This is a genomic window from Frateuria sp. (assembly GCF_013362045.1).
In the GTDB taxonomy this organism is placed as follows: Bacteria; Pseudomonadota; Gammaproteobacteria; order Xanthomonadales; family Rhodanobacteraceae; genus Frateuria_A.
The window spans coordinates 1-10,038 of sequence record NZ_JABFWW010000145.1 but is presented as its reverse complement, the minus strand read 5'-3'; the positions used below and the strand labels follow the sequence as shown (position 1 = coordinate 10,038).

The following is a 10,038-nucleotide window of genomic DNA, read 5'->3' as shown; positions in this document are numbered from 1 at the left end:
CCCTCGCGTGCGGCGGCCAGCAGGGCCGCGCCCTGCACGGGTGCGCCGGCGGTGCGTTCCTCCTCGCTCAGTGCGACCGGCTGCGGTGTCGTCGCGGGGAAGTCGGACGGCAGGTGCGCGTCGTCGGCCCGGCGGCGCGGCCGCGTGCGTTCGCACAGCAGGGCGCGCAGCGTGCGGTTGGCGATCAGCAGGCAACCGAGCGGCAGCACCGCCAGTCCGTAGACCACCAGGGCAGCGGTGCGCAGCTCGGCCGGCAGCACGCCGTAGAGGCCGGTCAGCGCGATGGCGCCGAAGGCCAGCACCAGCAGCATGAACGCCGCCGGCAGGAAATGGCTGAAGAAGCGCTCCTCGCGCGCCAGATGGCGGCCGAAGGCGAGGCTGCGCGCAGTCGCGGTGAATATCCACGAACCATCGCTCTGCGCCGGATAGGCATCGTCCCAGACGAACACCAGCCCGAACGCCGGCCACACCCGCCACAACGCCACCAGCGCGACCACCAGCGCACCGGCCAGCAGCAGCACGCCACCGAGGCTCGGCTGCTGATGCAACTGCAGCATCGGCCATGCGATCAGCAGGAACACCAGCGCCACGTAGCCGGTGAACATCACCAGGTGCGCAGCGCCACGGCGCAGCACCGTGCGGCCGAAGCGCGGCTCCGGATCGAAACCGATCGCGTGGCAGACCGCGGCCATGGTCAGCGCATTGGCCAGCAGCAGCGGGATCAGCGCCAGCGGGTGCACTCCCAGCGCGGCAATCGCCACGGCAATCCATCCGGGCAGGAACCAGGCCGCTCCGCGGAGCAGGGAAGGTGGGCGGCGGCGCGATCGGGGCTCATTCATGGCGCGAGTATAGAAAGCGTTGCAACGCCAGACGGTAACGTCGCGTTAACCACGGCGCCACAGATCATGCGTCGCGATCGTCCGGCGTACTGCGCTGCAGCTGGTTGGCCACGGCGAGCGTCTCCTGCGGCGGCAACTGCAGGTGCCAGCCCTGCGTGCGCAGGTGTTCGAGCACGACGCGGCTGTCCTCGTGCGGCAGGCGGCGCACTTCGTCGAGCTGCACTTCGAGCACGTAGCGCAGGTCGCCCAGCAGCATCGAGAGCGATTCGGGAATCACGCCGAACTCGTCGCGCGCGGCGAGCCAGAGGTAGGTGTCGGGTTTGCGCTGGCTGGAGTAGACGAAACAGTGCATGGGCGACTCCGATGGCGATGGCGAGAACGGGGGCGCGAAGGGTAGCAGCGCGCACTGCGAATGCTGCGGTCGCACTTGCAAGCCCTGGGGTGGCTGGGCAGAGTGTCGCCCGGGGGCGTCAAACGAGCGTATGAAAAGCCGGTCACGACGATTCCCGTGTCCACCCCGAGCCGCGTCCAAGATAAGCAGGAGCAAGCAATGCCTATGTCTTTTCGTTCCCTCCCGGGCGCTGCCCGGCCGCTCGCGCTGGCCGTGCTGAGCCTTGCCGTCGCCGGCGCGCTGGCGCTGCCCGAAGGCGCCCACGCCAGTGCCTTCCAGCTGAAGGAAAACAGCGCCAAGGGCATGGGCCGCGCCTATGCCGGTTCGGCGACCGCCGGCGGCGACGCCTCGGTGGTGGTCAACAACCCGGCCGCGATGACCGACCTGGACGGCACCTACCTGCAGGCCGACGTCACGGCGATCAACTTCAGCACCAAGTTCAGCGGCACTGCTCATGACGCGCTGGGCCGCCCGATCAGCGGCGGCAACGGCGGCGACGGCGGCACTACGCTGCCGGTCCCGGCGCTGTTCTTCGCCACCAAGGTGTCCAACCGCGTGCACCTGGGCTTCGGCCTGTCGGTGCCGTTCGGCTTCCAGACCGAATACGACCAGAACTGGATGGGCCGCTACAACGCCATCAAGTCCCAGTTCGAGTCGCTGGACGCCACGCTGTCGGGCTCCTTCGACGTGACCGATACCTTCGCGCTGGGCGCCAGCGTGATTGCGCAGAGGACCTCGGCGGAGCTGACTTCCGCGATCAACTACAACGCCATCGGCCTGGGCGTGCAGCAGGGCATCGCGGCCAAGACCGCCGCCGGCGTGGCGCAGATCCAGGCCGCGGCGGCGGCAGGTCTCATCCCGCCGGCGCAGGCCGCCGCGATGATCCAGCAGGCCGTGCAGCAGGGCCAGGCTGCGGCCGCCGGCGTCGCTGCGCTGACCCCGCAGGGCGCGGACGGGCTGGCCCGCATCAAGGGCGATGACTGGGCCTACGGCTGGCAGCTGGCCGGCTACTGGAAGCTCACGCCGAACGACAAGCTGTCGCTGAGCTACCGCTCCAAGATCGACCACAAGCTCGAAGGCACCGGCAACTTCACCACCACGCCGGGCTACCAGCTGATGCTGTCCAACCCGGCGCTGGCCGGCAGCATCCCGGCGTTCCAGCACACCACCGGCACCGCCAACTTCACCACCCCGGCCACCGCCATCGCCAGCTACTGGCACCAGGGCGAGAAGTTCGGCCTGGGCATCGACGTTGCCATGACCAAGTGGGACGTGTTCAAGGAATTGCGCGTGCACTACGGCAACTACCCGGCGCAGCCCGACAGCGTGGAAACCTACAACTGGCGCAACACCTGGTACGCGGCGGTCGGCGGCGACTACTACGTCAATGACAAGCTGACGCTGCGTGCGGGCATCTCGGTGGACACCACGCCCACCTACAACGCCACCCGCACGGCGCGCGTGCCCGACTCCACCCGCAAGTTCGCCGCGGTGGGCATCGGCTACAAGGCCAGCGAGCACTTCGAGCTCAACGCCTCGTACGCGCACATCTTCGTCAACCAGGCGCACGTCAACTCGACCAGCCCCACGGGCGACACGCTGACGGGCAACTTCGACGACTACGGCAACCTGCTCAGCCTGTCGGCGCAGTACAAGTTCTGATCCGTCGGAACAGAACCTCCCCGCCTGGCGCGGGGAGGTTTTTTTATGCCCGTCGTCAGCCGTTGCGCAGCGGCTTGTCGCCCTGGTCGGTGGCGAGGTAGTTGCCCTCGCCCTGCGGTGCGCGGATGGTCGAGGCGAGATCCTCCTGTGCGCCCAGACCGCTCTGGCCGGCAGGACGCGCGCGATAGCCCGGCTGCGCCTTCTGCGAGGAATGCTCGCGCTGCGCAGCATCTGACTCCTTCACCGGCGTTTCCGGCGGCGCGGAGCGCGCGTCTTGCAACTGCGCTCCCTTGGGCTCGCCGCCGGCGCCGCCTGCGCCGCTCTGGGGGCCTGCATCCACGCCTACGGGCGCCGTCTCTCCATCGGATTGTCGCGATCTGGTCATGGCTGCCTCCGATTGCCTCTGGTCGAGGGTCCTCCGCTGCCTGTCGGCGGGGTGTGAGGCATCCGGGCGATGCGGAGGCGCGCGTTGGCCGGGCATCGTCGTGTCGGGGCAGGGCCTGCCGGTCGGCGCGGGCTATCCGGTCGCCCGGTGTTTCCAGCCAGCGCTCATCCGCGCCGCAGCAGCAGGTCGAGCATGCGGCCGAAGCGCCTGCCATAGGGCGGATTGAGCAGTCCGGCCCCGTTCCAGCGCGCCTGCCGGAACACCGGCTTGAGGTGCGAGAACGTGCGGAAGCCCGCCTCGCCGTGGTAGCCGCCCATGCCCGACGCGCCGACGCCGCCGAACGGCAGCCCGTGCTGGGCGATGTGGTAGAGCGTGTCGTTGATGGTGACGCCGCCGGCATGCGTGCGCGCCAGCACGCGCTCGATCAGCCGCTCGTCCTGCTCGAACAGGTACAGCGCCAGCGGATGCGGCCGCGTGGCGATCCAGGCCAGCGCCTGGTCGAGGTCGTCGTAGGGCACCAGCGGCAGCAGCGGGCCGAAGATCTCCTCGCGCATCACCGCGGTGTCCTCGCCGACGCCGGTCAGCAGGGTCGGAGGCAGCACGCGGCGCGCCGCGTCGCCCTCGCCCAGGGGCTCGGCTTGTGCGCCGGCGGCCAACGCCTCGTCGCGCAGCGCGAGCAGGCGCTCGTAGTGGCGGTCGCTGGCGATGCTGGCGTACTGGCGGTTGCGGGCCAGGTCGGGATAAAGCCGTGCGGCGACGGTGCGCGCGGCAGCGACGAAGTCGGCGATGCGATCGCGCGGCAGCAATACATAGTCCGGCGCAATGCAGGTCTGCCCGGCGTTCACCAGCTTGCCGAACAGGATGCGCTCGACCGCCGCCTCGAAACGCGCGCCCGGCCCGACGATGGCCGGCGACTTGCCGCCGAGCTCCAGCGTCACCGGCGTGAGGTTGGCCGAGGCCGCGCGCATCACCTGATGGCCCACTGCGGTCGAACCGGTGAACAGCAGGTGGTCGAACGGCAACGCGGTGAATGCCTGCGCGATCGCGGCATCGCCGGTGACCACCACCACTTCGTCGTCGGCAAAGCAGCGCGCCACCTGTTCGGCGAACAGTGCCGAGAAGCGCGGCGTGTATTCGCTCATCTTGATCATCACGCGGTTGCCCGCGGCCAGCGCATCCACCAGCGGGCCGACGGCCAGATACAGCGGGTAGTTCCACGGCGCCACGATGCCCACCACGCCGCGCGGCTGCGGCAGCAGCCGGTTCCGCCCCGGCAGGAATACCAGGGCGGTCGACGCCCGGCGTGGGCGCATCCAGCGTTGGCCGTGGCGTAGCGCATGGCGAACCGCCGAAAGCGAGGGGAAGAGTTCCAGTAGCTCGGTTTCCTCGATCGGGCGGCGGCCGAAATCGGCGTCGATGGCCGCGGCGAACGCCGCGCGTTGCTCGCGCAGCATGCGTGCGAGCCGCTTCAACCGGCCTGCGCGGGCATGCCAGGCCGGTACGGGATCGGCCGCCTGTGCGGTGCGCATGCGATGCAGGGTGGCCGTCAGCTCGGCGGAGTCAGCCATGGCGTGCGCCTGGTGAGGTGAGGCTCATGGTCGCACGTCTCGCCAAGCATCAAGCGATGGCTTCGATGGCAGGCCGGACCAGTGCGCGCGGTGCTCGTCGCCTGTCGGTAAGCGATCCGTGTTTTGTCAGCGAGGCCTTACGGCAGCCGCGGCCGTGGTCTTGTGGATCGACAGGCGTGCTACCTAGCTCATAGGTGACCGGCAGTACCTGGGGCCGCCGTGTCGCTGCGCCGTTGGGCGGAGTGCTTTTCGGCGGAAGCAGTCGGGTGAAATAGAAGCTGCGCCGGCGGCGATCGCTGCGCGCATCGGCGGGCTCGTGCGATGACCAGCTTGGAGCGCACGGCGGCGGAATCGCCGTGCGCTTCTCGTGCCCTATTCGCCGATGGTCAGCAGCGAGGCGTTGCCGCCGGCGGCGGTGGTGTTGATGGTGAGCGTGCGCTCGCCGGCGAAGCGCAGCAGGTAGTGCGGGCCGCCGGCCTTGGGACCCGTGCCGGAAAGCGCTTCGCCGCCGAAGGGCTGCACGCCGACCACCGCGCCGATCTGGTTGCGGTTGACGTAGCAGTTGCCCACGCGCGCGCGGCTCTGGATGAAGTTGACCGTGTCGTCGATGCGGCTGTGGATGCCCAGCGTGAGGCCGTAGCCGGTGGCGTTGATCTGGTCGATCACGTTGGGGAGCTCGCTGGCCTTCCAGCGGATCACGTGCAGCACCGGGCCGAAGATCTCGCGGGTGAGCGTCTGCAGCGACGGAATCTCGTAGGCGCGCGGAGCGAAGAAGGTGCCGTGGCCGGTGGTCGCCGGATCGAGCGGCACCTCGGCGATCTTCTTCGCTTCCTTGTCCATGCGGGCGGCATGCTCGACGAGGATCTTCAGCGCGTCGGCATCGATCACCGGGCCGACGTCGGTGGAGAGCAGGCCCGGGTCGCCGACCCTGAGCTCGGCCATGGCGCCGGCGAGCATGCCGATCACCTTGTCGGCGATGTCCTCCTGCACGAACAGCACGCGCGCGGCCGAGCAGCGCTGGCCGGCGGACTGGAAGGCGGCCGAGATCACGTCCTTGACGATCTGCTCGGGCAGCGCGGAGGAATCGGCGATCATCGCGTTCTGGCCGCCGGTCTCGGCGATCAGCGCGGCAATCGGCGCGTTGCGGGAAGCGAGCGCGCGGTTGATCGCCCAGGCGGTTTCGGTGGAGCCGGTGAAGGCCACGCCGGCCACGCGCGGGTCGCGGGTCAACGCGGCGCCGACTACGGCGCCGTCACCCGGCAGGTACTGCAGCACGTCGGACGGGATGCCCGCCTCGTGAAGAAGCTTGACCGCCATGTAGCCGATCAGCGAGGTCTGCTCGGCGGGCTTGGCGATCACGGCATTGCCGGCGGCGAGCGCGGCGGAGACCTGGCCCAGGAAGATCGCCAGCGGGAAGTTCCACGGACTGATGCAGACGAACACGCCGCGGCCGTTCAGGAAAAGCTGGTTGCTCTCGCCGGTCGGGCCGGGCAATTGCTCGGGCTGGCCGAACAGCCGGCGCGCCATGGTGGCGTAGTAGCGCAGGAAATCGGCCGCCTCGCGGATCTCGGCGATCGCGTCGGGAAGGCTCTTGCCGGCCTCGCGCACGCACAGCGCGATGAACTCGCCGCGGCGGGCTTCCAACTGGTCGGCGGCGTGTTCCAGGATCGACGCGCGGCTGGCGGCCGGCAGGCGGTCCCAGCCCGGTTGGGCAGCGACTGCGTTGGCCAGCGCCTTGTCGGCCATCGCGGCGTCGCCGGCGACATAGCTGCCGATCACCTGGCGGCGGTCGGTCGGGTTGGTGACCTCGACGGTCGGGCCGCTGCCCTGCGCGCCGGGCACCAGCGGGGTGGCCTGCCACGGGCCGGCGTGCGTGTTGACCGCTTCGGCAAGGGCACGCAGTTCGTTGTCGTTGGAGAAGTTCACGCCCATGGAATTCTTCCGAAGTTCGCCATAAAGGTTGACCGGCAGCGGGATGCGCGGGTGGGGAATCGAGACGAAGCTGCGCACGACCTCGCACGGGTCGGCGACCAGCTCGCGTACAGGCAGGCTCTCGTCCACCACGCGGTTGACGAAGCTGGTGTTGGCGCCGTTCTCGAGCAAACGGCGCACCAGGTAGGGCAAGAGGTCCTCGTGCGTGCCCACGGGCGCGTAGACGCGGCAGGGCACGTTCAGATTCTGCGAGCCGATCACCTCGGCGTAGAGGTCGGTGCCCATGCCGTGCAGGCGCTGGTACTCGTACGGCCGGCCCTTGGAAAGGCGATGCACGGCAGCGATGGTGTGCGCGTTGTGCGTGGCGAACTGCGGATAAATCAGTTCCACGCCCGCGTCGAACAGCTTGCGTGCACAGGCGAGGTAGGACACGTCGGTGTTCGGCTTGCGCGTGTAGACCGGATAGCCGGCCAGGCCGTTCTCCTGCGCGCGCTTGATCTCGGCGTCCCAGTAGGCGCCCTTGACCAGGCGCACGTACCAGCGCCGGCCGGTGGCGCGCGCGGTCTCGATCAGCCAGTCGATCACGAACGGCGTGCGCTTGGAGTAGGCCTGCACCACGATGCCGAGGCCGTTCCAGCCTTCCAGCGACGGGTGCGCGAAGACGTCGCCGATGATGTCCAGCGACAGCTCCAGGCGGTCGGCCTCCTCGGCGTCGACCGACAGCGCGATGCCTTGGCTTCTGGCCAGCTGCGAGAGCTCCAGCAGCTTGGCGGCGAGGTCGCGCCGCGCGCGCTCGCGGTTGGCCACCTCGTAGCGCGGATGCAGCGCGGAGAGCTTGACCGAGATCGACGGCGCGTCGGTGTGGTTGGCGAACGGGCCGCGCGCGCCGATGCGGGCGATCGCGCGGCGGTAGTCCTCCTGGTAGCGCTCGGCGGTCTCGGCGGTCAGCGCCGACTCGCCCAGCATGTCGTAGGAATAGCGGTACATCGCGTATTCCTTCTTGGCGCAGCGGTCCAGCGCCTCGTCGATGCTGCGGCCCATCACGAACTGGTGGCCCATGATGCGCATCGCCTGGCGCACGGCCAGGCGGATCGCCGGCTCGCCGGCGCGCGCGACCAGGCGCTTGAACGCGCCGGTGAAATCGCGGCGCGTCTCGTCGGCCAGGTTCACCAGGTGCCCGGTCAGCATCAGGCCCCAGGTCGAGGCGTTGACGAACAGCGACTCGCTCTGGCCCAGGTGCTTCTTCCAGTTGGCGTCGCCGAGCTTGTCGCGGATCAGCTTGTCGGCGGTGGCCTTGTCCGGGATGCGCAGCAGCGCCTCGGCCACGCACATCAGCAGCACGCCCTCCTCGGAGGACAGGTCGTACTGGCGCATGAAGGACTCGACCGCGCTCTGGTCCTTGGCGCGGGCGCGCACGCGGGTGACCAGATCGGCAGCCAGGTCGATCACCTGCTCGCGCTCGACAGCGGGCAACGTGGCCTGCGTGAGCAGGTCGTTGACCGCCTCGGTCTCGTCGCGCAGCCAGGCGGCGGTGATGCGCGCGCGGGCGGACGAAGCGCCGGCAGGGAGTTCGGGGCTGAGGATGGGTTCGATCACGGGGATGTCATTGCAGGCCGCACGTGCGGCGGGGAGCGCGCGATTGTACGCCCCGCGCACGGGCGCCCGCACCCGTGCCGGCGGCGGGCAGGGCGGCAGCGGATAGTTGAAGCGGAAAAAAGGGAGACATCGCCCGCCGCGCGCCTCCGCGCCGCCGATTTTCCCGTTCTCCGTTTGCCCTTGCCGCCCCGTGGCTCAGGTCAGCCGGGTGCGACATTCTTGCCTCGCGGCGATGCCACGGCCTATCATTCCGCTGTTCCAGGCACGCCGGATCCCCATGATCGTGCTTCGACCAGCTGCCGCCGGCCTGCCGTGCGTGACGATGTGGCTACGGCCCAATCGCGCACTCAGCCGACGCGGACTGCGTCGCTTGATCGTGGTGCTGGCGGCCCTGGCGCTGACGACGGCCGGGCTGGGCGCGTGGCAGGGGAATGTGTTCGCTCCGCTGTTTGCCCTGGTCGAGTCCTGCGCGATGGCCCTTGCCCTGCGGCAGGCCTGGCGCGCGGGCGACCGCAGCGAACGCATCACCCTCGACACCTCGTCGCTGGAAGTGCGCTCGCAGCCCGGGCGACGCCGCGCGTGCTTCCAGTCCTACTGGGTGCGCGTGCGGCTGGCGCCCGGCAACGGGCACGACCGTCTGCTGCTGGGGTCGCATGGACGCGAGCTGGAGATCGGGGCATTCCTCGGCGAAGAGGAGCGCGTCGAGTTGTCGAGAAAATTGAAGGTGCTGCTGGCCGACGTGCAGGGCCAGCCGTGCAGGTAGCTACAACAAAGGTGCAGGACATGACATCTGGCGGCATCAGGATCAAGGCGTGGGCGGCAGCGGCCTGTGCGCTGTGGGCCGGTTCGGCATGGGCCAACCCCCAGCCCGGCCAGCTCAACATGACGCGCGGCGTGACCCAGTGGTCGACCGAGCCGTACTTCCTCAACAACGTCGCGCTCGGTGTGTGCGTCGCCATCGGCGTGCTGGTGTTCGGCGCGATGTTCATCGCCATGTTCCGCTTCCGCAAATCGCGCGGCGCGGTGGCGGAGAAGTGGTCGCACAACACCATGCTGGAAGTGGTGTGGACGACCATCCCGGTGATCATCCTGATCGTGCTGGCGTGGATGGCCACCGGTGGCCTGGTTTCCTTCGCCGATACCACCGGCTCGCAGATGACCGTCAAGGTCACCGGCTACCAGTGGAAGTGGCGCTACGACTACGTCGACTACCAGGGCAAGGCGATCGACAAGGTCGGCTTCATGTCCAAGCTGGACGACCAGAGCAACGAGACCCGGCAGCTGCGCTCGGGCCTCGATCCGCATGCGGTCAAGGTGGGCGACGAGAACACCTACCTGCTCAACGTGGACAAGCCGCTGGTGGTGCCGGTCGATACCAAGATCCGCTTCGTGATCACCGCCGGCGACGTGATCCACTCCTGGTGGGTGCCGGCGCTGGGCTGGAAGATCGACGCCATCCCGGGCATCGTCAACGCGGCCTGGACCAACATCAAGGAACCGGGCACCGACCGCGGCCAGTGCGCCGAGCTGTGCGGCCAGGACCACGGCTTCATGCCGATCGTGGTGAAGGCGCTGCCCAAGGCCGAGTTCGCCAAGTGGCTGGCCGAGCAGGAGGCCGCCGGCAAGGCGCCGCCGGCCACGCCCGCGACGCCGGCGCCGGCTTCG

At 69.4% G+C, this 10,038-nt stretch carries 7 protein-coding genes and 1 pseudogene; 3 read left to right on the top strand and 5 right to left on the bottom strand.

Going from position 1 to position 10,038, the window contains the following annotated elements; genetic code table 11:
- Positions 1-761, bottom strand: a pseudogene (locus tag HOQ08_RS06985) (hypothetical protein); the annotation flags it as partial.
- Positions 762-903: 142 nt separating this feature from the next.
- Positions 904-1,191 (bottom strand): YcgL domain-containing protein, encoded by a 288-nt coding sequence (locus tag HOQ08_RS06980; protein ID WP_291192690.1) that lies wholly within the window; start codon positions 1,189-1,191, stop codon positions 904-906.
- A gap of 198 nt (positions 1,192-1,389) precedes the next feature.
- Here HOQ08_RS06980 and HOQ08_RS06975 point away from each other — a divergent pair, with 198 nt between their 5' ends.
- Positions 1,390-2,892, top strand: coding sequence for an outer membrane protein transport protein (locus HOQ08_RS06975; protein WP_343203815.1), 1,503 nt, complete (start codon positions 1,390-1,392; stop codon positions 2,890-2,892).
- 55 nt (positions 2,893-2,947) lie between these two features.
- Here HOQ08_RS06975 and HOQ08_RS06970 read toward each other — a convergent pair whose 3' ends face one another.
- From HOQ08_RS06970 to putA, 3 genes are all read right to left on the bottom strand, one after another.
- Positions 2,948-3,136 carry a hypothetical protein gene (locus tag HOQ08_RS06970; RefSeq protein WP_291192686.1) on the bottom strand — a complete coding sequence of 63 codons (189 nt, stop codon included), beginning with the start codon at positions 3,134-3,136 and terminating at the stop codon, positions 2,948-2,950.
- 305 nt (positions 3,137-3,441) lie between these two features.
- Positions 3,442-4,845 (bottom strand): coniferyl aldehyde dehydrogenase, encoded by a 1,404-nt coding sequence (locus HOQ08_RS06965; RefSeq protein ID WP_291192684.1) that lies wholly within the window; start codon positions 4,843-4,845, stop codon positions 3,442-3,444.
- Positions 4,846-5,217: 372 nt separating this feature from the next.
- On the bottom strand, positions 5,218-8,373 hold the full coding sequence (putA, locus tag HOQ08_RS06960) for a bifunctional proline dehydrogenase/L-glutamate gamma-semialdehyde dehydrogenase PutA (protein WP_291192682.1): 3,156 nt from the start codon (positions 8,371-8,373) through the stop codon (positions 5,218-5,220).
- Between the two features lie 322 nt (positions 8,374-8,695).
- Between putA and HOQ08_RS06955 the strand changes: the two genes are divergently transcribed.
- Together HOQ08_RS06955 and coxB are read left to right on the top strand one after the other, a co-directional pair.
- Entirely contained in the window at positions 8,696-9,136 is a 441-nt protein-coding gene (locus tag HOQ08_RS06955) for a DUF2244 domain-containing protein (protein ID WP_291192692.1), read from the top strand.
- Positions 9,137-9,156: 20 nt separating this feature from the next.
- Positions 9,157-10,038, top strand: an 882-nt coding sequence (gene coxB, locus HOQ08_RS06950) for a cytochrome c oxidase subunit II (RefSeq protein ID WP_291192680.1), incomplete at its 3' end; no start/stop codon positions are given.